The organism is Streptomyces sp. NPDC051684 (genome assembly GCF_044453445.1).
Taxonomy (GTDB): domain Bacteria; phylum Actinomycetota; class Actinomycetes; order Streptomycetales; family Streptomycetaceae; genus Streptomyces.
This window is the reverse complement of the sequence record NZ_JBITCS010000004.1, coordinates 209,433-233,222: the sequence shown is the minus strand read 5'-3', so window position 1 is coordinate 233,222 and position 23,790 is coordinate 209,433. Positions and strand designations below refer to the sequence as shown.

19 protein-coding genes are annotated in these 23,790 nt (G+C 71.2%); 14 read left to right on the top strand and 5 right to left on the bottom strand.

Annotated features, from left to right (window positions below):
• The first annotated feature begins 119 nt into the window (after positions 1 to 119).
• From ACIA8D_RS07000 to ACIA8D_RS06980, 5 genes are all read left to right on the top strand, one after another.
• The gene (locus tag ACIA8D_RS07000; protein ID WP_399229458.1) at positions 120 to 1,091 is read left to right on the top strand and encodes an esterase/lipase family protein; all 972 of its coding nucleotides are present in this window, start codon (positions 120 to 122) and stop codon (positions 1,089 to 1,091) included.
• 96 nt (positions 1,092 to 1,187) lie between these two features.
• Positions 1,188 to 1,643 (top strand): spore germination protein GerW family protein, encoded by a 456-nt coding sequence (locus tag ACIA8D_RS06995; protein WP_399229455.1) that lies wholly within the window; start codon positions 1,188 to 1,190, stop codon positions 1,641 to 1,643.
• 123 nt (positions 1,644 to 1,766) lie between these two features.
• Positions 1,767 to 2,519, top strand: a complete 753-nt coding sequence (locus ACIA8D_RS06990) for a cytochrome P450 (protein ID WP_399229452.1) — start codon at positions 1,767 to 1,769, stop codon at positions 2,517 to 2,519.
• Positions 2,485 to 2,994 (top strand): cytochrome P450, encoded by a 510-nt coding sequence (locus ACIA8D_RS06985; protein ID WP_399229450.1) that lies wholly within the window; start codon positions 2,485 to 2,487, stop codon positions 2,992 to 2,994. The genes ACIA8D_RS06990 and ACIA8D_RS06985 overlap by 35 nt, the downstream gene beginning before the upstream one ends.
• Positions 2,995 to 3,097: 103 nt before the next feature.
• Positions 3,098 to 5,431: an MFS transporter gene (locus tag ACIA8D_RS06980; protein ID WP_399229447.1), complete on the top strand. Its 2,334-nt coding sequence runs from the start codon at positions 3,098 to 3,100 to the stop codon at positions 5,429 to 5,431.
• On the opposite strand, the gene ACIA8D_RS06975 is transcribed toward ACIA8D_RS06980, so the two are convergent.
• Entirely contained in the window at positions 5,409 to 7,310 is a 1,902-nt protein-coding gene (locus tag ACIA8D_RS06975) for an ATP-binding protein (protein WP_399229446.1), read from the bottom strand. The two genes, ACIA8D_RS06980 and ACIA8D_RS06975, sit on opposite strands and share 23 nt — an antisense overlap.
• A 561-nt stretch (positions 7,311 to 7,871) precedes the next feature.
• Here ACIA8D_RS06975 and ACIA8D_RS06970 point away from each other — a divergent pair.
• From ACIA8D_RS06970 to ACIA8D_RS06930, 9 genes are all read left to right on the top strand, one after another.
• Entirely contained in the window at positions 7,872 to 8,951 is a 1,080-nt protein-coding gene (locus ACIA8D_RS06970) for a LacI family DNA-binding transcriptional regulator (RefSeq protein ID WP_399229443.1), read from the top strand.
• 119 nt (positions 8,952 to 9,070) lie between these two features.
• Complete coding sequence (locus ACIA8D_RS06965; protein ID WP_399229440.1) at positions 9,071 to 10,738, top strand: ABC transporter substrate-binding protein; 1,668 nt, start codon at positions 9,071 to 9,073, stop codon at positions 10,736 to 10,738.
• 5 nt (positions 10,739 to 10,743) lie between these two features.
• Entirely contained in the window at positions 10,744 to 11,817 is a 1,074-nt protein-coding gene (locus ACIA8D_RS06960; RefSeq protein WP_399229438.1) for an ABC transporter permease, read from the top strand.
• Positions 11,814 to 12,782: an ABC transporter permease gene (locus ACIA8D_RS06955; RefSeq protein ID WP_399229436.1), complete on the top strand. Its 969-nt coding sequence runs from the start codon at positions 11,814 to 11,816 to the stop codon at positions 12,780 to 12,782. Before ACIA8D_RS06960 ends, ACIA8D_RS06955 begins: the two co-directional genes overlap by 4 nt.
• Positions 12,779 to 13,807, top strand: a complete 1,029-nt coding sequence (locus ACIA8D_RS06950; protein ID WP_399229435.1) for an ABC transporter ATP-binding protein — start codon at positions 12,779 to 12,781, stop codon at positions 13,805 to 13,807. The genes ACIA8D_RS06955 and ACIA8D_RS06950 overlap by 4 nt, the downstream gene beginning before the upstream one ends.
• Positions 13,794 to 14,810: an ABC transporter ATP-binding protein gene (locus ACIA8D_RS06945; protein ID WP_399229433.1), complete on the top strand. Its 1,017-nt coding sequence runs from the start codon at positions 13,794 to 13,796 to the stop codon at positions 14,808 to 14,810. The genes ACIA8D_RS06950 and ACIA8D_RS06945 overlap by 14 nt, the downstream gene beginning before the upstream one ends.
• Before the next feature lie 34 nt (positions 14,811 to 14,844).
• Complete coding sequence (locus ACIA8D_RS06940; protein ID WP_399229432.1) at positions 14,845 to 16,110, top strand: alpha-L-fucosidase; 1,266 nt, start codon at positions 14,845 to 14,847, stop codon at positions 16,108 to 16,110.
• A gap of 14 nt (positions 16,111 to 16,124) precedes the next feature.
• The gene (locus ACIA8D_RS06935; protein WP_399229430.1) at positions 16,125 to 18,539 is read left to right on the top strand and encodes a glycoside hydrolase family 2 protein; all 2,415 of its coding nucleotides are present in this window, start codon (positions 16,125 to 16,127) and stop codon (positions 18,537 to 18,539) included.
• 47 nt (positions 18,540 to 18,586) lie between these two features.
• A complete protein-coding gene (locus ACIA8D_RS06930) occupies positions 18,587 to 19,246 on the top strand; it encodes a TetR/AcrR family transcriptional regulator (protein WP_399229429.1) in 660 nt (219 codons plus the stop codon).
• Between the two features lie 15 nt (positions 19,247 to 19,261).
• Here ACIA8D_RS06930 and ACIA8D_RS06925 read toward each other — a convergent pair whose 3' ends face one another.
• The 4 genes from ACIA8D_RS06925 to ACIA8D_RS06910 are packed head-to-tail and all read right to left on the bottom strand — an operon-like array spanning position 19,262 to position 23,557.
• Positions 19,262 to 20,083, bottom strand: coding sequence for a carbohydrate ABC transporter permease (locus tag ACIA8D_RS06925; RefSeq protein ID WP_399229427.1), 822 nt, complete (start codon positions 20,081 to 20,083; stop codon positions 19,262 to 19,264).
• Positions 20,080 to 20,979, bottom strand: a complete 900-nt coding sequence (locus tag ACIA8D_RS06920; protein WP_399229425.1) for a carbohydrate ABC transporter permease — start codon at positions 20,977 to 20,979, stop codon at positions 20,080 to 20,082. Before ACIA8D_RS06920 ends, ACIA8D_RS06925 begins: the two co-directional genes overlap by 4 nt.
• Positions 20,976 to 22,388, bottom strand: a complete 1,413-nt coding sequence (locus tag ACIA8D_RS06915; protein ID WP_399229424.1) for an extracellular solute-binding protein — start codon at positions 22,386 to 22,388, stop codon at positions 20,976 to 20,978. Before ACIA8D_RS06915 ends, ACIA8D_RS06920 begins: the two co-directional genes overlap by 4 nt.
• Before the next feature lie 11 nt (positions 22,389 to 22,399).
• Positions 22,400 to 23,557 (bottom strand): carbohydrate kinase family protein, encoded by a 1,158-nt coding sequence (locus ACIA8D_RS06910; protein ID WP_399229422.1) that lies wholly within the window; start codon positions 23,555 to 23,557, stop codon positions 22,400 to 22,402.
• Between the last annotated feature and the right edge of the window lie 233 nt (positions 23,558 to 23,790).

Below are 23,790 nucleotides of genomic sequence, written 5' to 3'. Positions count from 1 at the left end.
GTGACGGCTCACAAAGTGTGTCGCCCATGTCTGGACGTCGGCCGGGGTGCAGAGGGGTGTCCGCCGGTCCAGGCTTGCCTGGACGCCCGTTCCTTCGTGACGTACCCCGGGAGACACGTATGCCCGTGACCGATCCGTCCCCACGGCGGCCGAGGTCCCGCACGGCCCTGGCCGCCGCGGCCGTCTGCGCCTCCACCGCCCTCACACTGTCGGCCGCGCTCCCCGCACACGCGGACGACGCGAAGAGACTTCCCGAAGGGGGTGTGGCTCAGGCTCTGGCCAATTACGTGAGCTCCCCGGGAGCCGTTCCCGGTGCCAACGACTGGTCGTGCAAACCCAGCGCCGAGCATCCCGAGCCGGTCGTGCTGCTGCCGGGCACGTTCTTCAACATCGGCGCGAACTTCGTGAAGGCGGCACCCCGTCTGAAGAACGCCGGCTACTGCGTCTACGCCATGAACTACGGTTTCACGTCGGTGTCCCTCGGGCGCGTCGGCGGCCTCGGTCCGAACCGCGAATCGGCGGCGCAGCTCGACGCGTTCGTGGACAAGACGCTCGCCTCGACGGGCGCGAAGAAGGTGAACATCGTCGGCCACTCGCTGGGTGGCAATGTCCCGATGTGGTGGATGAAGAAGATGGGCGGTGCCCAGAAGGTCGACAACTACGTTGGCTGGGCGCCGAGTTCGCACGGCACCGACCTCAACGGGATCGTCGGCCTCGGCTCCGCGCTGAACCTGATGGGCTTCGTGACGCACCTGTCGAACGTGGCGCGGTTCCCCGGCGTCATCGAGCAGACGAACACCTCCGAGTACACCCGCGAGCTGTGGGCGGACGGCGACACCGTCCCGGACGGCCCGCACTACACCGTCGTCATGACGAAGTACGACACCGTCGTCACGCCGTACGCCACCCAGGCGCTCAAGGGCAGGGACGTCGACAACGTGCTGCTGCAGGACGCCTGCCCCGACGACCGGGCGGGCCACATGGGCCTGTTCAACGACGACCCGACGCTCCAGATCACCATGAACGCCCTCGCCGACGGACCGTCGGACTTCAAGCCCGACTGCCGCGGTTACGGCCTGCAACTCCTTTGACCCTCCGCCCTCCTCACGGCACGACGGTGGCGGATCCGAAACCTCCGGCCTAGCGTGAAGTGCTCCGGCACGGAAGGCGCGCCAGGGAGGCACCGTATGACCGGACAGGACGCACAGGCAGTGGCCGCCTCGGCGGCCGAACTCACCACCGCCCACGCATCCGCGGCACTGCTGGAACGGCTGGCCGACAAGCTCGGCGGCCGGGCCTCGGTCGCCGCGGTCTTCGGCGAGCCGGTGTTCCGGGAGGGCGTCACCGTCGTCCCGGTCGCCCAGGTCGGCTTCGGCTTCGGTGGCGGCGCCGGGCGGGAGAAGGCCGGGGACAAGGACGGGGAGGGCGGGGGAGGCGGCGGCGGTGCGGGGGCCAAGCCGCTCGGCTTCATCGAGATCAAGGACGGCACCGCCACCTACAAGCCGATCCGCGATCCGTGGGTGGACGTGGCCCTGCCGCTCGCCACGCTGCTGATCGGCGTCGCCGGGAGCAGGATGATGCGAGTGGTGGCGAAGGCCCGGATCGGGCGGCACGAAAAGTCGGAGCGAGGCCGTGCCGGGTGAAGTGCGGGCCCGGGCCCGGTCCCGCTCAACAGCCCGTGCCCGGCGCGCCGTTGACATGTCACGCCCCCTGGATCACCTTGTGCGTAACCGGAGGCACTGCCACAGCAGGGTGAGGTGACCCGCATGACGGTCGAGGGGGTCGAGACGCGGGCCATTCCGGCCCAGCGGCGCGACGACCGCGGACTGCCCTGGATCGGGCAGCTCTTCGCGTACTCCAAGGACCCGGTCGCGTTCTACCGGCGCGGCTGGGAGCGGTACGGGCCGGTCGCCCCGTTCCACGTGCTGGGCAAGGACTCGGCGATGCTGCTCGGCCCCGACGCGTGCGGCGAGGCGCTGCTGAACAAGGACAAGGCGTTCGCCAACGAGCCCGCGTGGGCCCAGCTCGTCGGGCCCTTCTTCCACCGCGGGCTCATGCTCATCGACTTCGACGAGCACAAGGCGCACCGGCGGATCATGCAACAGGCCTTCACCCGCGAGCGGTTGGCGGCGTACACCCGGCGCCTGCACCCCGCCGTCGAGCACGGCACGGCGGGCTGGAGGGAGAGCGCGGAGTTCCCCTCGTACTGGAAGCTGAAGCAGCTCACCCTCGACATCGCCGCCGACCTCTTCATGGGCGGGGCGCAGGACACGGGCCAGGCCGAGATGGACCGGGTCTACAAGGCGTTCATCGCCTGCGTCCAGGCCGCCGCGGGTGTCGTGCGCGCCGATGTGCCGTTCACCCGGTGGGGCAGGGCGTATCGGGGCCGCAAGGTGCTGGAGGCGTTCCTGCGCCATTACCTTCCGGCGAAGCGGGCCGAGCAGACGGACGACATCTTAGAACCGCTCGCCGTCCTCCGTCTCGATGTGGCAGAGCACCGAGACGGAGGCCGAGCTTGAGGGCCTGGACTCGATCGACCTGGTGATGCGCGAGGCGCTGCGGCTGCGGGCGCCGGTCCCGACGCTCGTCCGGTACGCGGTGAAGGACACGACGGTCCAGGGCGTGCGCATCCCCGCGGGCACGGACGTTCTCGTGGGCGTCCAGTTCAGCCACCTCATGGACGAGTACTGGACGAATCCCACGGCCTTCGACCCCGGCCGCTTCGGCCCGGACCGCCGTGAGGACCGCTCGCACCGGTACGCCTGGGAACCGTTCGGCGGCGGCGTGCACAAGTGCATCGGCCTGTACTTCGCGGGCCTGGAGATCAAGGCGATCATGCACCGCCTGCTGCGTTCCTACCGCTGGACGGTCGACCCCGTCTACGTCCCGCCGATGGACTACCACTCCCTGCCGTTCCCCAAGGACGGCCTGCCGATCGCCCTCGCCGGACGCCGATCCGGGCGATCAGTCCGGTTACCTCCCTATTATCTGTAAAGTTGCTTTAAGGACTTTCGGTCCTTACGAAGGTCAAACGCGATCCGCGACGCTTGTCCCTGGAGAGCCACGCGGAAGGGGGAACCCCCAGGGAGGTCAGTACATGGTCGGCACCGGCGCGTCCGGGGTGGCGGCGGTCGGCACACAGGGCTCGACGCGTGTGGTCGGGCTGCTGCTCGCCGCCGTGGCGGCTCTGTACGTGATAGCACCCGCCGTGCACACGGCAGCCGTCCCGCTGGTGCACGTCGAGCTCGGCCTCGGCCCGGGCCACGAGGTGGTCGCACGCGTCGTGGGTTCCTCCCTGGCACTGTTCACTCTGGTCGTCGCGGGACGCGCGGGGGACCTTCGGGGACGGCGCTCCGTACTGAGCGTGTCGCTCGCGGCGCTCGCCGCGGGCTGCACCCTGCATGCCGTCGCGTTCGACGGCTGGTCGTACGTGCTCGCCCGGATCGTCGTGGCCGTGGCCCTCGCCGCCGTCTTCGTCAGCTGCCTCGCGTTGCTGCCGACCGTGTTCCTGCCCGGCAGGATGCGCAGGGTGATGGGCGGCTGGCTCGCCGCCATGTCCGTCGGCTTCGTGCTCGCCGTGAACCTGGCGCCGCGGTCGGCGTCCACGACCGGGTGGCGCGTGGCCATGGCCGGGATGACCCTCGCGGCGGTCGCCGCCCTGTTACTCGTGCACCGCTACGTGCCCGAACCGGCCAGGACGAGCGGCCGGCCGCTGCCGGACCGGCCGCGCGCCGGCTACCTGATCGCCTTCGGCGTGCTCGCCCCCGCGGCCCTTCAGCTCGCCCCCGTCTGGGGGTGGGCGGACCCGCGCGTGGGCCTGCTGCTGCTCGCCGCCACCGTCTGCCTCGTCGTCGCCCGGCTGCGCTGCCCGGGCCTGTCGGTGCTGTCCCGCGGCCGCCCGGCGCTCATGCCGGGCGAGCTGCGCGCGGGCGCCCTGATCGCGGGGCTCGCGCTCGGTTTCACCCAGGTCGTCCTCGCCATGGCCCTCCCGGCGCTCGCGGCCGAGCGGGGCGGCGGCCCGCAGTCCGCCGGATTGGCCCTGTCGGCCTTCGGCGTCGGCGGCGCGGCGAGCTGTCTGCTGGTGCGGCGCCGCGCGATCGCCCCGGTGGCGGGCTCCTCGCTCGGCCTGCCACTGGCCGCGCTCGGACTGGTCCTGGTGCACGGAGGACTCGGCGTGCACGCCTATCCGGTGGCAGGCGACTTCGCCGTCGTGGCGCTCATCGGCTTCGGCGTCATGCTGGCCGCCGCCCCGCAGATGGCCCGCTACCTCGCCGCCCTCCCGCGCACCCACCTCGGCACCAGCGCGGCCCTGCTGCCCGGCTCCATCCTGCTGGGCACCGCCGCCGCCCAGGCCCTCCCGTACACCTCCGCCGTCGACAGCGTCCCGGTGCCCGCCGAGGCGCGCCAGCTGCTGCGCATCGGCACCATCGTGCTCGCCGTGGCCGCCCTGCTGCTCGGCCGCGTCGCGGTCTCCGTGGCGGTGGCCTGCGCAGCGGCCCTCCAGTACCTGCTCACGCGCACCGGCATCGGGGACGCGGGCACCCTCATCGTCGCGCTCGCCTTCGGGGCGGCGGCCGGTGCCCTCGTCTGGTCACGCCGCGAACAGCGCGACCGGCTGGCCCGGATGAGCCAGACCGCGAGCACCCTCCAGCACGCCGTGCTGCACCCGATACCCGAGGACCTGGGCCGGCTGCACCTCGCCAGCCTGTACCGGCCCGCCACCGCGGACACCGGCATCGGCGGCGACTTCATCGAAGCCCTGCACACCCCCTTCGGCACCCGCATCCTCATCGGCGACGTCCGCGGAAAGGGCCTGCAAGCGGTGCAGACCGTCACCGACTTGCTGGGCTGTTTCCGCAGCCAGGCGTACGAGACGGAGGAGCTCGGGGAGCTCGCCGCGCGCCTTGACCGGCAGGTGCTGCGCGCGGCCGCCACACGCGGCGACGAGGAACTCTTCGCTACGGCGCTGCTGCTCCAGCACGACGGCCCGGAGCAAGAGGCGTGCGAGCTGCACGTCGTCAACTGCGGCCACCTCGCCCCGCTGGAGGTCACCCCCGACGGCGTCACGGAGCTGGACGCGCCGACCCTGCTGCCGCTCGGCTTCGGCACGCTCGGCTCCGGCGCCCCGCCCACCCCGCACCCGGTGCGCCTGGGCGCCGGGGCGACGCTCGTGGCCCACACCGACGGCCTGAGCGAGGCCCGCAACTCGACCGGCGAGTTCTACCCCCTCACCGAGGGCCTGACCCTGGCGCCGTACGGCACCCCCGAGCACCTCGTCGGCCACCTCGACGACGGCGTCCGCGACTGGACCCATCACCTGGCCGACGACATCGCGATCATCGCGTTGCGCCCCGCGGAGAGCCCGGCCGCCCCGCTCCCCGGCCCGACGGCCCACCTCGGCGGTGACGTCATCCCGACAGTCCGGGGATGACCGGGGCCGGGGCCGCCTGCCCCGTGCGCAGGACCGTCAGGAGCGAGTGCAGCGCGGCGTGGGCCCCCGGGGCGCAGGTGGCCGAGTCCGCGTCCGAGACCGCGCGGTGGGCGCGGGTCCAGGCCCTCGCGGTGCGGCCGTTGTGGTGGTCGACGAGGGCCAGGGCGTAGCGGGCGCGCATGCTGGACCACACGTCGTCGCGGAGTCCGGGCTGGGCGAGGGCGGCGAGCGCCGCACGGTGCGCGGCGCGCGGCTCGGTGTCCCGCCGGGCGAAGGCGAGGGCCGCGAGGTAGACGGCCCGGCCCGGACCGCCGGTGGCGTGGTCGGGGGCGAGGACACAGGCCTGCTCGAAGAGGTCGGCGGCCTGGAGCGGGTCGCCGAGGGAGAGGGCGATGACGCCGTGGACATGGGCGATGCGGGCCAGCAGGGTGTCGTCGCCGTCGAGCACGGCGCCGGGCCAGATCCGGTCGAGCAGGGTGAGCGCCGTCTCGGGGTCGGTGCGGGCGGCGAGCCACGCGGCGAGCCAGGCCGCGGAGGCCGCCGAAGGGTGGTCCTCCGGGCAGCGGGCCAGAAGCTGGAGCAGATAGCGAAGGCCGGTCGCGGCATGGCCGGTGACCCACCAGAACCACAGGCGGGTGGCGGTCTCCAGAGCGGCGACCGTGGCCTCGGGCCGGGGGTCGGTCAGCGCGTACCGCAGGATGGCGTTGAGGTTGTGCTGCTCGTCGGCCACGAGGCGTACGGCCTGCGTCTGGTGGCCGTGGTCCCACAAGTGTTCCGCGAGGTGCACGATCCTTCGGCAGTGCCCGGCCCGGCGCTCGACGGCGATGTCAAGCTCGCCGGCCTCGGTGAGCCGGCGCTCGCCGAACTCCCGTACGGCCGGGGACATGCGGTAGCGCGGCTCGCCGGGGCCGTGCGGGTCGTTCTCGTGCTGGAGCAGGCCGAGCGAGGCCAGTTGGGTCAGCAGGCCCGGCACCTGATGCGGAGCGATCTCGCCGCCAGTGCACAGCAGGACGGCGGCCGCCTCGCCGAACGGCCCGGCCAGAATGCTGGCGCGGCTCCACACCATCCGCATCCAGGGGGAGCACAGCGTGTGCACCGCGCCGACGGCCTCCTCGACGGAACGGTGCCGCCGCAGGCGCGGCTTGGGGCTGTGCAGCCACGTCTGCCCGTGCTCCACGAGTTCGGCCAGGTCGTGCAGGGAGTACGAACTCAGCTGGGCGGCGGCGAGTTCGATCGCCAGGGGCAGTCCTTCGAGGGTGTCGCAGACGGCCTGGACCCGTTCGAGGGTGGCCGGATCGCGGCGCCGCAGCGTGCCGCCGGCCGCGGCGAGGAACAGTTGGGCGGCGGGGGAGGGGGAGCCGTCGTCCGCGGGCCCGGTGGCGAGCGGGCCGAGCCGCAGCACCGCTTCGTCGCCGAGCCCGAGGGGCCGGCGGGCGGTGATCAGAACTTGCAGCGTGGGGTGGTGGAGCAGATGCCGCTGGACCACGCCGACGCACTCGTCGTGGACCGGGTCGACGTCGTCGAGGAACAGCAGGACCCGAGGGGCGGCCCGCCGTCCGGCCGGCGGGCGGTCCGGCGAGAGCGGGGTGCCGAGCAGTGCCTGCCGCACGGCGTCCCGGAAGGCCCCGGGACGGCCGGAGACCTCGGGCCAGGACACCGGGACCACCTGACGCCGGGGCGTCCGGGCCCGCTGCACGGCGACGTCGCTCAGCAGACTCTTGCCGACCCCTACGGGACCGGTGACGGTGACCAGTCGGTGGTTCGCCAACAGGCTCCGCAATTGGTTCAGTTCCGCCTCTCGCCCGATGAGGGAGTCGTCGGCCCTGGTGTCCGCGACGAGCCTGAGAAGCGTGCCGACCTCGCCGGCTTGCTTGCGCACCTTGTGTCCTTTGCGGCGTCGATGAATGGAACGAACGGCGGTGAGCGAAGATCAGCAGAATCGTTACTGTCGGCAACTCCCGGCTGCTTCAACGCTGGTGGTGCGCGCCGGTAGTGCGCGTGGGCGCAGGGGTACCCGCAGGGCAGACAATTTGGATGCACCTGATGACGGAGTCCATGCAAAACACCCTCTGTGGACACATCTCGCACACATCTGTTTACGGGAACTCCACATGCGGTCGCCGCGTCCGGTCGTCCGCCCTTGGGGTGGCGGGTCAGGGGTCGCGGCCGGGGCATGCCTTGGCGGGTCGAGTCACTCAATGGCACTGTATTCCCCGATCATCCATGTCAAATCACCGTTCACGGCCGCTGGTTGGAGTGGACGGCACATCAATTGCCGCTCGGGCGGCGGCAATTGACGCGCAACCTGTTGCCCCCGGGGCTTTAGCGCTTTAGCGTTCTCGCACTCAACCGCTTGAGTTCAGGGCAGTTGGGTTGCAGGCCGTCCCGTTCGGGGGCGGCTCGCCGGTGTGTCGTGCCGGTGTGCGTGGCAGGAGAATCCATGCGCCGTACCCCCTCCAGACGCTCGACCCTGAAGGACATCGCCGAAGAGGCGCGGGTGTCCGAGTCCGCCGTGTCCCTGGCGCTCAACGGGCGGCCCGGTGTCTCGCCGGCCACCCGGCAGCGGGTGCGCGAGGTCGCCGACCGCCTCGGATGGCAACCGAGCGCGGCGGCACGGGCGTTGAACGGGGACAGCACCGCCACGGTGGGCCTCGTCCTCGCCCGGCCCGCGCGTGCCCTGGGTGCGGAGTTCTTCTTCCTGCAACTGGTGTCCGGGATCCAGGAGGCGCTCGCCGGGCGGAGCATCGGGCTGCTCTTCCTGGTGGTCCCCGACCTGGACGCCGAGTGCGCCGCCTACCGGCGCTGGTGGGCCGAGCGCCGGGTCGACGGGGTGCTCGTCGTCGACCCGAGGGAGGGCGACCCGCGGCCTTCGCTGCTCGACGAGCTGGGCCTGCCCGCCGCGTTCGTGGGCTCGGTGCCGCGGGGCGAGGACGGCTCGGCGTATCCGGGCATCTCCAGTGTGTGGGCCTCGGACACCCGGGCGATGGCAGGCATCGTCCAGCACCTGCACGGCCTGGGCCACCGCCGCATCGTGCACATCGCGGGGCTGCCCCGCCTCGCCCACACCCAGCAGCGGATCCGCTCCCTGCGGGACGAGGCGGAGCGGCTCGGCCTCGACCCCGCCGGCGTCCGCAGCATCCCCACCGACTACTCCCGGCAACAGGGCGTCGCGGCCACCCGGCAGGTGCTCGACACGGCCGGGCCGCGGCCCACGGCGATCGTCTACGACACCGATGTGCTGGCCGTCGCCGGGCTCGGGGTCGCCGCCTCGCTCGGCATAGCGGTGCCCGGCGCGCTGACGCTCGTCGCCTGGGACGAGTCCGTGCTCACCGGCTCCACCCGCCCGCCGCTGTCCGCCCTGGTCCGTGACACCCCGGCCTTCGGGCGGCGCGCCGCCGAGGAGCTGCTCGCGCTGATCGACGGAGGGCCCGCGCGCACCGTCGAGGACGAGACCCCGCGGCTCGTCCCGCGCGGCAGCAGCGGCCCGGCACCGGCGGACCGCGGCCCGGACCCCGGCTGACCCATGCTCCACCTTCCCAGGCGCCGCACCGCCACTGCCTGACAACGATGTCCACCACTCTGCTGCGTGCCACCCCCACACGTGAAGTCCCCCGTCCCCAACACTCCCCGGGAGCCCCGATGAACCCGAAGTCCCAACCCGCCCTGCGCACCGGCGTCCGCGTCGCCGCCGTCGGCGCCGCCGTGCTCTCGCTCGCCCTGTCCGGCTGCTCGGCGGCGCCCAGCCCGGCGGGCGGCTCCGCCGGCGGCGGCGCGCTCACCACGAACCTCGGGTTCGCGGGCACCACCATCAACCGCAACTTCAACCCGTTCGCCCTCAAGCCGACGCAGGGCACCTTCGGGTTCCAGTACGAGGCGCTCTTCGACTTCAACATCCTTGAGAGCGGCAAGTTCACGCCCTGGCTCGCGAAGAAGTACGAGTGGGCCGACGGCGGCAAGAAGATCACCGTCCACCTCGACGAGCGGGCCAACTGGAGCGACGGCTCCAAGCTCACCGCCCAGGACGTCGTGTTCACCCTCAACTATGTGAAGAAGCACAAGCTGCCCCCGACCTGGGCCTTCGACTTCACCAAGGCCTCCGCGCCGGACGCGCACACCGTCGAGATCACCTTCGACAAGGCCGCCTACTCCAAGATCGACAGCATCGGCGGGATCACCCCGGTGCCCGAGAAGATCTGGAAGAAGAAGGACGGCGCGAAGGACACCAACCCGAACCCCGTCGGCTCGGGCCCGTACAAGCTCAAGCAGTACACCCCGCAGCAGCTCACCTTCGAGGCCCGCGACGACTACTGGAAGCAGAAGAACGTCCCGGTCAAGACCGTGAGGGCGCCCATCGTCACGCAGGCGTCCGAGGTGCCCAAGCTGCTCAGCGGCGAGCTCGACTGGAGTGGCGGCGTCGTGCCGGACGTCAAGAAGCAGTACATCGACAAGGATCCGAAGAACCACCACGCCTGGTACCCCACCTACGGCGGCCAGTTCCTGTTCTTCAACCACACCAAGAAGCCGTTCGACGACGTCCACGTCCGCAAGGGCCTCTCGCTGGCCGTCGACCGCAGCCAGCTCCTGAACGTCACCAACCCGGGCATGTTCAACACCCTCAACCTCACGGGCCTCGACTCGAAGACCCAGGGCAAGTGGATCGCCGACAAGTACCAGGACGCCGAGCAGCCCACGGCCGAACTCGCCAAGTCCCTCGCCGAGTTCAAGAAGGCCGGATACACGAAGAAGAACGGCAAGCTGGTCGACGCCAGGGGCAAGCAGCTCCGCTTCTCCATCATGGAGGTGCAGGAGTGGGGCGACGCCGTGCAGTTCGACAAGGTCGTCGCCTCGCAGTTGAAGAAGGCCGGCGTCGACGTCGACGTGAAGCCCATCGCGGCCGCGCAGATCGACGCCAAGCGCAAGACCGGCGACTTCGACGTCACGATCGGCGGCGGGGTCTACTACTCGACGCCGTACAGCTTCTTCAAGGACATGCTCTACAGCAAGAACGGCGGCATCTGGACCAACTACGGCCACTACAAGAGCAAGAAGGCCGACGCGCTGCTCAAGGAGATGGCCAGCGCCAACGACGACGCGAGCATCAAGAAGTACTCGGCCGAGTTCGAGAAGATCATGGTCGACGAGGTACCGGCCGCCCCGCTCATCACGATCGGGGTCTCCTCCGAGTACAACAGCAAGAACTGGACCGGCTGGCCGAACGAGAAGAAGCCCTACGCCCAGCCCGCCCCGTGGGCCGGTGGCATCGACGCCATGAGCATCCTGCTCAACCTGCGCCCGGCGAAGGGCTGACCGCCATGGCCACCGCCCCCGTCCTCACGCCCGCGACCGCGGAGACCCCGCCGCCCGCCCGGCGCTCGGCGGCCGCCCGGTTCGGCGCCGCCCGCTACTTCCTGCGGCGCCTCGGCTTCTACATCGGCGCCGCCGCCGTCGCGGTCACCCTCAACTTCCTCATCCCGCGCCTGATGCCGGGCGACCCCGCCTCCGCGCTCATCTCCCAGATGCAGCAGAAGCAGAACCTGTCCGCCGACCAAGTGACCAGCATCTACCGGCTGTTCGGCGCACCCGGCGCGCCGCTGTGGGACCAGTACGTCACCTACCTCGGCCAGATCGCCCACTTCGACTTCGGCGCGTCGGTCGCCTACTACCCGACGCCCGTATGGGAAGTGATCCGCTCCGGGCTCCCCTGGACGATCGGTCTGGTCGGCCTGACCGCCGTACTCGCCTTCGTCATCGGCACCTCGATGGGCGTCCTCGCGGGCTCCCGGGTCGGCTCGCGCTTCGACTCCTTCATCACGCCCGCCTCGATGTTCCTCGGCGCGCTGCCCTTCTTCTGGGTCGCGCTGCTGCTGGTCATGGCGTTCGGCGTACAGCTCAACTGGCTGCCGATCAGCGGCGCCTACGACGGAGACATGGCGGTCGCGTTCAACGGACCGTTCCTGATGAGCGTCCTGGAGCACGGCATCCTGCCCGCCGTGACCATGGTCGTCGCCTCGTTCGGCGGCTGGCTGGTCGGCATGCGCAACATGATGGTGACGACCGTCTCCGAGGACTACGTGCTCCTCGCCCGCGCCAAGGGCCTGTCCAAGGCCCGCGTGATGTTCCAGTACGCGGCCCGCAACGCGGTCCTGCCCAGCGTCGCGGGGTTCGCCCTCACCATCGGCTCCGCCGTCAGCGGCCAGATCCTCGTGGAGATCGTCTTCTCGTACCCCGGGGTCGGCTATCTGCTCTACCAGGCCGTCTCCAGCGTCGACTACCCGCTGATGCAGGCCCTGTTCCTGATCGTCTCGCTCACCGTGCTCGCCGCGAACTTCATCGCCGACTCGGTGTACGGCCTGATCGACCCGCGTGCGAGGGAGACCCGCTCATGACGACGTCGAAGCGCGCCCGGCGGCTGCCGAGGCTGCCGGGAAATCTCAAGGTCCGCGTGGGGATCGTCATCATCGCGTTCTTCGCGCTGCTCGCCCTGTTCGGCCCCTTCGTCGTCGAGAACCTGATGGGGCTCTCGCCGACCGACGTCGACACCAGCGGCTCCATGCAGCCGCCCTCCGGCGCACATCTGCTGGGCACCACCGCCAACGGCGAGGACGTCTTCGCGCAGCTCGTCGTCGGCACCCGCGTCTCGCTGCTCGTCGGGCTCGTCGCGGGCGTCGTCACCACGGTGCTCTCGGTCCTGGTCGGGGTCGCGGGCGGCTATCTCGGCGGGCGGGCGGACTCGCTCCTGACCGTCGCCACCAACATCTTCCTCGTCATCCCCGGCATGCCGCTCCTCATCATCGTGGCGAGCTATGTGCAGGGGCGCGGCGGCTGGCTCACCGTGGCCCTCGTCATCGGCCTCACCGCATGGCCGTGGGCCGCACGCCAGAAGCGGGCGCAGACGCTGTCGCTGCGGCACCGCGACTTCGTGGCCGCGGCCGAGATGACCGGCGAGAGCCGCTGGGGCGTCATCACCCGCGAACTCATCCCGTCCCTCGCGCCGCTGATCTCCGTCAGCTTCCTCGGCGCGGTGGTCGGCTCGATGTTCGCCGACGCGGGCCTGTCCTTCATGGGCCTCGGCAACATCAACATCACCAGCTGGGGCTCGATGCTGTACTGGGCGCAGAACGGCGCCGCGCTCACCCGCGGCGCCTGGTGGTGGTTCGTCCCGCCGGGCGCCTGCATCGCCCTGGTCGGCGTCGCCGCCGGACTCATCAACTTCGGCATCGACGAGGTGTCCAACCCCCGCCTGCGCAAGCCCTCGAATCAGGTACGCATGCGAGCCCGCGCCGCGCGCATCGGCGCGGGCGACGCCACTGAGTCCCTCAAGGCCGCACCCGTCAAGAAGGTCACCTCGTGACCGGCGCCCCTCTCCTCACCGTCCGCGATCTGCACGTCGACTACTTCGACCAGGAGAACCCCGTGCACGCCGTGCGCGGCGTCGACCTGACCCTGCGGCGCGGCGAGACCCTCGGCATCGTCGGCGAGAGCGGCTGCGGAAAGTCCACCCTGGTCACCGCCGTGACCCGCCTTGAGCGGCCGCCGGCCGTGACCACCGCGGGCTCCGTGATCCTGCACGGCCACGACGGCGCCGACAACACCGACATCCTGCGCCTGACCGAACGTCAACTGGCCGCCCTGCGCTGGGAGAAGATGGCGATCGTCTTCCAGAGCGCGATGAACGCCCTCAACCCCGTGCTCCGCCTTGGCACCCAGTTCGCCGACGTCCTGCGGGGTCACCGCGGCCTGTCGAAGAAGGCGGCCTGGGAGCGGGCGGGGGAGCTGCTCGGCATGGTCGGCATCCCCGCCGACCGGCTGCGCTCCTACGCCCACGAGCTGTCCGGCGGCATGCGCCAGCGCGCCACCATCGCCCTCGCGCTCGCCTGCGAACCCGACCTCGTCGTCATGGACGAACCGACCACCGCCGTCGACGTCGTCATGCAGCGCCAGATACTGCGCCAAGTGGCACGCCTGAAACGCGAGTTGGGCTTCTCGGTCGTCTTCATCACCCACGACCTGTCGCTGCTCATCGAGATCGCCGACCGGATCGCCGTGATGTACGCGGGCAAGATCGTGGAGACGGGGCCGCCGCGCCGCCTCTACGAAGACCCCCGCCACCCCTACACCACCGCGCTGCGCGGCGCCTTCCCTCCGCTGCACGGCGAGCGCCGCGAGATCACCGGCATCCCCGGCTCGCCACCCGGCCTGCGCACCCCGCCGCCGGGCTGCTCCTTCCACCCGCGCTGCGCCCGGCGGGTCGACGCCTGCGACCGCGAGGAGCCGGTCCTGCTGCAGTTCGGCGACGACACCGGAGACGTCGCCTGCCATCTCCACCGGAACCCCGCCACCACACCGGAAGCCGAGGACCGTCATGCCCGTACCTGAGACGCTCCCCGTCCTGCAGGCCCGCGAGGTCGTCAAGCGCTTCCCGGTGCACGGGCCCGGCGGCCACGGCAAAGAGGTCAAGGCCGTCGAGCCGACCACGCTCGCCCTGCACAAGGGCCGCATCACCGCGCTCGTCGGCGAGTCCGGCAGCGGAAAGTCCACGCTCGCCCGGATGCTCGCCCTGGCCTACCCGCCCACCGAGGGCGAGATCCGCCTCGACGGCGACGTCGTCAAGAAGGCCCGCACGGCGAAGGCCAAGCGCGCGTACTACCGCCAGGTCCAGATGATTTTCCAGGACCCGTTCTCCTCGCTCAGCCCGGTCCACAAGATCCGCTACATCCTCAGCCGCCCCCTCAAGCTGCACGGCCTCGCTTCCGGCGCCGAGGACACGGAACGCCAGATCCTCCAGCTCCTCGAACGCGTCAACCTCACACCCGCCGACCAGTTCATCGACAAGTTCCCCTACGAGCTCTCCGGCGGCCAGCGCCAGCGCATCGCCATCGCCCGCGCGCTCGCCGCCCGCCCCAAGGTCCTGCTCGGCGACGAACCGATCTCCATGCTGGACGTCTCGATCCGCCTGGACATCCTCAACCTGCTCGGCAGGCTCCGCGACGACGAGGGCCTGGCGATCCTCTACATCACCCACGACATCGCCAGCGCCCGCTACTTCGCCGACGAGATCAAGGTGCTGTACGCGGGCCAGCTCGTCGAATCCGGGCCGGGCGACGAACTCGTGGCCAACCCTCAACACCCCTACACCAGGCTCCTGTTGGAATCGGCACCCGACCCCGACCGCGGCGGCTTTCTCGACGAACCGGATGTCGACGACGACGAGGAGACCCTCGGCGAACCACCAAGCCTCGTCGACCCGCCCTCCGGCTGCCGGTTCCGCACCCGCTGCCCCCTGGCCAAGCCGGTCTGCGCCACGGACTTCCCGGCCAGGACCCACGTCGACGACAGCCACTGGGTGCACTGCTGGGCGCAGGACGAGCAGTACGCCTGAGCCCGACCCCGTACCACCCCTGAAAGGACCCGCGTTGCAATCAGACGCCCCTCTCGTACCGACACCGCACCAACTCGCCTGGCAGCGCGCCGGCACGGGCGCCTTCTTCCACTTCGGCATCAACACCTTCCACGGCCAGGAGTGGAGCGACGGCACCCTCCCGGCCTCGTCCTTCGACCCCACCGACCTCGACGCGGGACAGTGGGTCGAAACCGCCCGTGCGGCCGGCGCCCGCTACGCGATCATCACCGCGAAACACCACGACGGCTTCTGTCTGTGGCCCACGAAGACCACCGACTACTCCGTCGCCTCCTCGCCGTGGAAAGACGGAAAGGGCGATGTCGTCGGGGAGTTGGCCGCCGCCTGCCGGGCGGCCGGGCTCGGCCTCGGCGTGTACCTCTCCCCGTGGGACCGGCACGCGCCCGAGTACGCCGACCCGGCCGCGTACACCAAGCTCTACACCGAGCAGCTCCGCGAGCTGTGCACCTCGTACGGGCCACTGATGGAGCTGTGGTTCGACGGCGCGGGCTCGGACGGCTACGCGTACGACTGGGCCGCCATCATGGCCGTCGCCCGCGCGCACCAGCCCGATGCCATGGTGTTCAACATGGGTGACCCGACGATCCGCTGGGTGGGCAACGAGGACGGGCTCGCGGCGGACCTTGTCGAGTACGTCGTCGACCACACGCAGATGAGCAACTACACGGTCGTCACCGCCGAGTTCGCGGAGGCGCTCTATCTGCCGCCCGAGTGCGACGTGTCGATCCGTCGCGGCTGGTTCTGGCACCCGGACGACGAGCCCAAGTCCCTTGAGCACCTGCTCGCCATCCACTACCGCTCCGTGGGCCTCGGCGCGAACCTCCTGCTCAACCTGCCGCCCGACAACCGCGGCCGGATCCCGGACGCCGATGCCGCGCGGGCGGCGGAGTTCGGCGCGGAGGTGGCGCGCCGCTTCGGCACACCGGCGGCGACCGCCGAGCCGACCCGCGGGGACACCTGGACGGCCTCCTTCGGCGAACCGGTCACCTTCGACCACGTCCGGCTGCGCGAGGACCTCAGCGACGGGCAGCGCGTCGTACGCCATGTGGTGCGGGCGGGCGACCGCGTCCTCGCTGAAGGGCTGAGCGTGGGCGTCGGACGCATCCACCTCACCGAGCCGGTGACTGCCGCCGAGCTGACCGTCGAAGTCGACGGTGAAGGCGCAGGGTTGGAGTCGGTCGAGGTATTCGAGACAGGGGTGCGGGAGCTGCCGCGGGTCCCCGACGGGTATCGGGCACCGACGGATCGGCCGGACGAATGAGGGGGCAGGGGAACGTGGAACTGACGGGCGAGGGCTGGACGCTTCGGAGTGCGCATGGCGCCGGTGAAATCGAGGTCCCGGCGGTCGTGCCGGGATGCGCGCACACCGACCTGATGCGGGCCGGTGTCATCGCCGACCCGTTCCTCGGTACGAACGAGGCGGACGCGCAGTGGGTCGGGCTTGCCGACTGGGAGTACAGCAGACGGTTCGACGTGGCCGACCGGCCCGACGGCTCCCGGGTGCACCTCGTCTTCGACGGCCTCCAGACGATCGCGACGGTCCTCGTCAACGGCACGGAGGTCGGCAACACCCGCAATATGCAGCGCCGTTACCGCTTCGACGCGACCGACGCCGTCCGGGCCGGGGCGAACGAGCTGACCGTGCGCTTCGCCTCGTCCGCGCGGGCGATGCTGGAAGCGGCGGGCGACGACCCGCTGCCGTACGACTGGTCGTACCCCTACAACGAACTGCGCACGATGGCCTGCGAGGGCGGCTGGGACTGGGGCCCGACCCTCGTCACCGCCGGGATCTGGCGGGACGTGCGCCTCGACGTGTGGGACACGGCCCGCGCGGACGTCGATGTCACCACGACCCTGGACGAGGACCTGCGGCGCGGAACCCTCGTCGTCGGGCTCGACGTGGAAGGCGGCCCGTACGAGGCCGAGATCGCCGTTGCCGGGCGCACGGAGAGGTTCGCCATCGACTCAACGGGGCGCCGGCGGCTGGCCGTTGACGTACCGGACCCCGACCTGTGGTGGCCGCGCGGCTACGGCGCGCCCACGCGGCACGACGCGACCGTGCGGCTCCTCGGGGAGGACGGCAGGGTCCTCCAGGAGACCCACCATCGCGTCGGCTTCCGGCACATCGCCGTCGACACGACACCCGACGAGCACGGCCGCGCGTTCACCCTGCGGGTCAACGGCCGACCGGTGTTCTGCAAGGGCGCCAACTGGATCCCCGACGACCTGTTCGTCTCCCGCATCACCCCGGCCCGCTACGAGACCCGCGTCGACCAGGCCTGCGCCGCCAACATGAACACCCTGCGGGTCTGGGGCGGCGGCATCTACGAGGACGAGGCGTTCTACGCGGCGTGCGACGAGCGCGGCGTCCTGATCTGGCAGGACTTCGCGTTCGCGTGCGCCGCCTACCCCGAGGAGGAGCCACTGCGCTCGGAGGTCGCGGCCGAGGCCGACGACGTCGTGCGCAGGCTCGCGGCCCACCCGAGCGTCGTCGTGTGGAACGGCGCCAACGAGTGCCTGCTCGGCCACGAGGACTGGGGCTGGCGGTCCCGGATCCGGGACCGCACCTGGGGCGAGGGGTACTACCGCGAGCTGCTCCCGGCCGCGGTCGAGGCCCACGCGCCCGGCGCCGTGTACGTCGTGAACAGCCCGGCGGCGAGCGAGCCCGGCGTCCACCCGCAGGTCCCCGGCGACGGCCCGACCCACCTCTGGGACACCTGGAACCTCCTCGACTACGCCCACTACCGCGACCAGATCCCGCGCTTCGCCGCCGAGTTCGGCTGGCAGGCCCCGGCCACCCGGGCCACGCTGACCGAGGCCCTCGGCACACTCCCCGAACGCCCCGACGACCCGGCCCTCCTGGCACACCAGAAACAACCCGGCGGCGAGCGCCACCTCGTGGACCGCCTGAAGGCCCGCTTCCCCGACCCGGCCGCCATCGCCACGGACACCGACCGCTGGCACCTGGCCACCAGCCTCAACCAGGCACACGCCCTGCGCACCGCCGTCGAGCACTTCCGCTCCTGGTGGCCGCGCACGGCCGGGGCGCTGATCTGGCAGCTCAACGACGTCTGGCCCGCCCTGTCCTGGTCCCTGATCGACCACGGCGGCCGCCCCAAACCCGCCTGGTACGCGGTACGCGGCGCCTTCGCCGACCGCCTCGTCACCCTCCAGCCGAGGGAAGCGGGCCTCAGCGCCGTCCTGGTCAACGACACGGACGAGCCGTGGACCGGCGAACTCGTGCTGCGCCGCGTGCACGTCCGCGACGGGGAAGTAGCCCGTACGGAGAAGGAGTTCACGGTACAAGCGCGCTCGGTCCTCACCCTCCCCGTCGGCCCCCGCATCACGCAGGCGAGCCGTCGCCGCGAGGAACTGGTGGTCGCGGACACCGCGGGAGCCGACCGCGCCGTCCACGTCTTCGTACGCGACGACGGCGTCCGCTGGCCCGACCCCGACATGAAGTGCTCCGTGGAGCGGAAGGAGGACCACGCGCTCGTGCACCTCTCCGCGGGCGCCGTGCTCGGGGACCTGATCGTCGAGGCTCCGGGCGTGCGCGCGGACACGGCGCTGCTGACGCTGCTGCCGGGGGAGAGCGCGACGGTCCTGCTGCGCCCGGAGCGCGAAGGGTCGCCGCTGCCCGACGACGGAGCCGTCCGCCTGCACACCAGGAACGACTTCTTCGCGACGTGACGGCAAACCGGAGGGGGTGTCTCCGTGTGGCTCGCTACAGTGGACCCATGAGTAGCCGTGCCACTCCCTCCGGGAGCACCCCCGCCCGGCCCCTGCGGGCCGACGCCGAACGCAACCGGCAGCGCATCATCGCCGCCGCCCGCGAGGTGTTCGCCGAACGGGGCGTGGAGGTCACGCTGGACGACATCGCGCGGCACGCGGGCGTCGGCGTCGGCACCGTCTACCGGCGCTTCGCCGATCGCGAGGAACTCATCGAGGCGGTCTTCGAGGACCAAGTGGAGCGGCTGGCGGCGGCCGCCGAGGAGGCGACGCGGTGCCAGGACCCCTGGACGGGCCTCGAACAGCTCCTCACGGTCGCCGGCCAGTACTTCGCCGACAACCGCGGGCTGCGCACCATCCTGCTGGAGGGCGGGTCCGACAGGCCACGTACGGTCGGCATGCGGGAACGGCTCACCCCGGCTGTGACCGCCGTACTCACCCGTGCCCAACAGGCCGGCACCCTGCGCGCCGACATCGAGGCGACGGACGTCCCCCTCATCCACATCATGCTGATGGCCGCTGCCGAACAGGGCCGAGCCGTCACCCCGGATCTGTGGAAGCGGTACCTCACCCTGATCCTGGACGGCCTGCGCCAGGACCGGGACCGGCCGACTCCGCTGCCGCAGCGGGCGCTGGACCAGGGCGAGTTCGACCGCGCCATGAGGTGAGCCCGCCCGCGCCTGCTACTCCTTCACGGCCCCGCTCAACATCCCCTCGATGAACTTCCGCTGCAACGCCACATAAACAACCACCACCGGCAACGCGATCAGCACCGACGCCGCCGCGAGCAGCGTCGTGTCCGCGCTCTGCTGGCCCTGGAAGAAGGCCAGGCCCAGGGGGACCGTGCGCAGGGACTCGTCGTTGATCATGACGAGGGCCATCAGGAACTCGTTCCACGTCCACATGAACGTGATCACGATCAGCGTGGTGATGGCGGGGCGGCCCATCGGGACGAGGATGCGCCACAGCGTGGTCCACGACCCCGCGCCGTCGACGCGGGCCGCCTCGATGGCCGAGCGGGTGCTGTTCCTGAAGTACGTCCGCATCCAGAACACGCCGAACGCCAGGGACTGCGCGGTCTGGGGCAGGATCAGCGCCCAGTAGGTGTCCGTGAGGTGGAAGTACCGCAGGTCGAAGTAGAGCGGGACGACCAGTGCCTCCTGGGGGAGCGTGAGACCCAGGACGAACAGGTAGAAGAGCAGCGTCGAGCCCGGAAAGCGCATCGTGCCGAAGGCGTACGCGGCCAGGACCGACAGGACCGTCGACGCCGTCACCACGGCCACCGTGACCAGGACCGAGTTACCCAGGTACGTGCCGAAGTGGCCCCGCTGCCACGCCTGTTGGAAGTTGGACCAGTGGAAGGTGTCCGGCAGGGCGAAGCCGCCGCCCACCGCGTCGGGGGAGGAGAAGGCCGTGGAGAGGATGCCGATCACCGGGGTCAGCGCCAGGACCGCGAAGAGTGCCAGGATCGCGTACGTGGCCGTGCGTTCGAAGCGGGAGGTCATGCGCGGCGCCCTTCGACGAGACGGGAGACCGTGACGGTCAGGGCGAAGATGAGGACGGTGAGTGCCACGCCGATGGCGGCCGCCGAGCCGACCTCGTTCAGCTCGAAGGCGCGGTGGTAGACCTCGTAGGCCGGTACGGACGTGGCGTTGCCGGGGCCGCCGCCCGTGGTGATGTAGATCAGGTCGAAATTGCGCAGGCCCGCGATGATCGTGAGGGTCAGGGCGACCGACACCTCGCCCCGCAGGCCGGGCAGTGTCACCGCGAAGAACTCGCGCACGGCGCCCGCCCCGTCGAGCCGCGCCGCCTCGTACAGCTCGCGCGGGATGCGCTGCGCCCCGGCGAGGAAGAGGACCATGCACAGGCCCGTCATGACCCAGGTGCCGACGACGCCCACGGCGGGCAGCGCCCAGGTGTCGTCGCCCAGCCACGGGCGGGCCAGGCCGTCGAGGCCGATGCCCCGCAGCACGTCGTTGAGCAGGCCGTCCGGCGCCAGGATCGAGCGCCAGGCCACGCCCACGACCACCATGGCCAGGACCTGCGGCAGGAACAGCACCGTACGGAAGAAGGTCATGCCGCGGACCCGGATGCGGGACATCGTCGCCGCGAGCAGCAGGCCGATGGCCACCGGCAGTGCCGCGTAGAAGACCAGCAGTACCAGTGCGTGGCCGAACGGGGCGCGCAGCGTCGGGTCTGTGAAGAGGGCCGTGTAGTTGTCCAGGCCCGCCGACGTGGCGCGGGTCAGGCCGTCCCAGTGCAGGAAGGAAAGGCCCACGGCCTGGCCGAAGGGGTACAGGAGGAACAGGCCGTAGACCGCAAGTGCGGGCAGTACGTAGAGGTAGCCGATGGAGCGGGGCTCGCCGGGCGCCCGGCTCGATCCGTGAGAACGCTTGGTCACGAGCCCGACGCTCCCGAACTGCCCTTGCCCTGCTGCGTCTTGAGGAACGGGGCGTAGTCGGACTGGAGCTTGCGGGCGAAGTCCCGCGGTGAGCTCTTGCCCGCGATGAGGTCCTGCAGGGCCGCGGAACTGGTGTCGTAGAACGTGGGCGTCGCGTAGTCCAGGTACGGGACCAGGCCGTCCGCCGACGTCAACTGCCGCCAGCCGGCGACCATCTGTCCGTCGGGCGACTTCGGGTCGAGGGCGTCCGCCGCCTTTCCGGGGACCGCCGGCAGGACGCCGTTGCGCGTCATCACGTCTGCCGCGTGCTCGCTGGTGATGAAGTCCAGGTATGCGGCCGCCACCTCGGGGTGCGCGGAACGCGAGGTGACCGACCAGGCGAGGCCCTGGCCGCCGGTGGTGACCGGCTTGCCGCTCTTCGTGGGCGGCGGCGGAGGTATGACGCCGAGATCGTCGCCGAGCCGCTTCTTCAGGTCCGCCAGCATCCATGTGCCGGTGATGGTGTACGCGCCCTGCCCGGCCATGAACTTCTTGTTCGCGTCGTCGTAGCCGAGCCCGTTGGCGTCCTTGGGGAGGTAGCCGCGGTCCAGCCAGTCGGTCAGCGTGGTGGCCGCCTGCGTCGTACGGGAGTCGGCGAAGCCGTCGCCGCGGCCGAGGACGGTGGCGCGCGCCTGCTCGGCGCCCTGCTGGTCCTGGAGCAGGCCGAAGGTGTGGATCGCGGGCCACTTGTCGAGATTGCCGAACTGGATCGGGAGCTCCCCGGCCTTCTTGAGCGCGTCGAGGCCGTCGGTGAACTCCGCCCAGGTGCGCGGGGGTTGCAGCCCGGCCTTCTTCAGGACCTTCTTGTTGTAGTAGAGGCCCACGAACTCGCCGGTCTGCGAGATCCCGTAGAGGCGGCCGGTGCCGAAGCGGCGGGACGCGCCCGGCTCGGCGATGGTGACCCGGTTGAGATTGAGGAGTGTGGCCGGGTAGCGGGTGTTCCACTCGTAGATGCCCGCGTAGTTGTCGAGCGGTGTCAGCAGGCCCGCCTCGACGAACGCCACCATGTCCGGGTAGCCCTGGTTGGCCTGGACGACATCGGGCGGATTGTTGCCGGACAGGGCCAGTTTGAGCGTCGTCTTGAGGTCGTCGAAGCTCCGCGAGACCCGCTTGATCGTGACGTTCGGGTACTTCTCCTGGAACTCCTTGTTGAGCTGTTCGATCTCGGCGTCGGTGCCGCCACGCACCTCCTGGTCCCACACATGGAGCGTGATGTTCCCGGCCTTCGCCGGGTCGGGCACGCCGTTGCCGCCGCCCGGCGCGGTGTCGCCGGTCGCGGCGCCCGAGCCGTCGGTGCCCGGGGTGCAGCTCGCGGCGCCGACGGCGAGCGCGCCCGCGAGCACCGACCTCCGCGTGAATCTTGAGCTCATGGTGGTGTCTCCTACGCGGCGCGGAAGCCGAGGGTCGGGGTGGCCCGGCGGCGTGCCACCTCGTGCAGGCGGGCCGGGACGAGGTCGTGCAGGAAGCCGTAGCGGTGTGCCAGATCGGAGGCGGCTGCGTCACCGGCCTTGTCCCGGACCGTCAACTCGCCCCACCAGGCGGCCACTTCCACCCAACCTGGCGCGGACAGCGAACCGCCGAAGTGCTGCACGGACAGGGCGGCCGTGAGGTTGGCGAAGGCAAGACGGTCGGCGAGCGGCCACCCCGCGAGGGTGCCGGTCACGAACCCGGCCATGAACACGTCGCCCGCGCCGGTCGGATCGAGCGCCTCCACGCGCAGGCCCGGGACGTCGGCGTGCTCACCGGTGAGCGAGTCGACAGCGACGGCGCCCTCGGGACCCTTGGTGACCACGGCGATCGGCACCAGGTCGGCGAGCCTGGCCACCGCGTCCTGCGGGGTGTCGGTGCGTGTGTAGTGCAGCGCCTCCGTGGCGTTGGGCAGGAAGGCGTGGGCGTACGGGAGTCCGGTCAGCGTCGCGGTGTCCCAGCGGCCCGACTCGTCCCAGCCGACGTCGGCGAAGATCCGGGCGCCCTGCTCATGGGCCTGCCGCAGCCAGGCGTCCTCGCGGTCGGGTTCGAGCGAGGCCACGCCGGCGCGGGCGCGCGGCACGGTGTGCTCCAGCGGCGGCGCCGGGTGCTCGTGCGTCACCATGGTGCGCTCGCCGTCGTACGCCATGGAGACCGTGAGCGGCGAGTGCCAGCCGGGCAGGCGCTGCGAGTGGGTGAGGTCGACACGCTCGACGTCGGCGAGCGACTCCCAGCAGTAGTCGCCGTACAGATCGGTGCCGAAGGTGGCCGCCAGCGTGGTGCGCAGGCCCAGGCGGGCGAGCGCGGTGGCCATGTTGGCGATGCCGCCGGGGCTGGATCCCATGCCGCGGGCCCAGTTCTCGGTGCCGATGCGCGGGGCGCCGTCGAGCCCGGTGAAGACCAGGTCCATGAAGACGGTTCCCGTGAGGAATACGTCGTGTTCGGGATCGCCGGTGGCACGTACCCCCGCCAGCGGATCGATGCAGTCGCACACCGTCCTGCTCGGACTCACCGTCGTACCCTCCCTGTTCGCGAACGTCGGCCGATTCAGCGCGACGATGATCGATACCATGCACTTCCGGCCAGACAGTTGCAAGAAGTTGCTCACCTTTGCGCGGGCTCCGGCGGTCCGTAGGCGCGCGAAAAAGGGGCGTCCGCCCTCCGGCCGCGTGGCGGGAGGGCGGACGCCCCTTCTCGACGCCCCGGTCTAGGGCTTGTCGTGTGGGTGGGGGCCCCCCCCCCCCCCCCGCTCCCAAACACCAACCCCAACGACCGCGCGTGGGGGCCCCCCCCGCCGACGGCGTG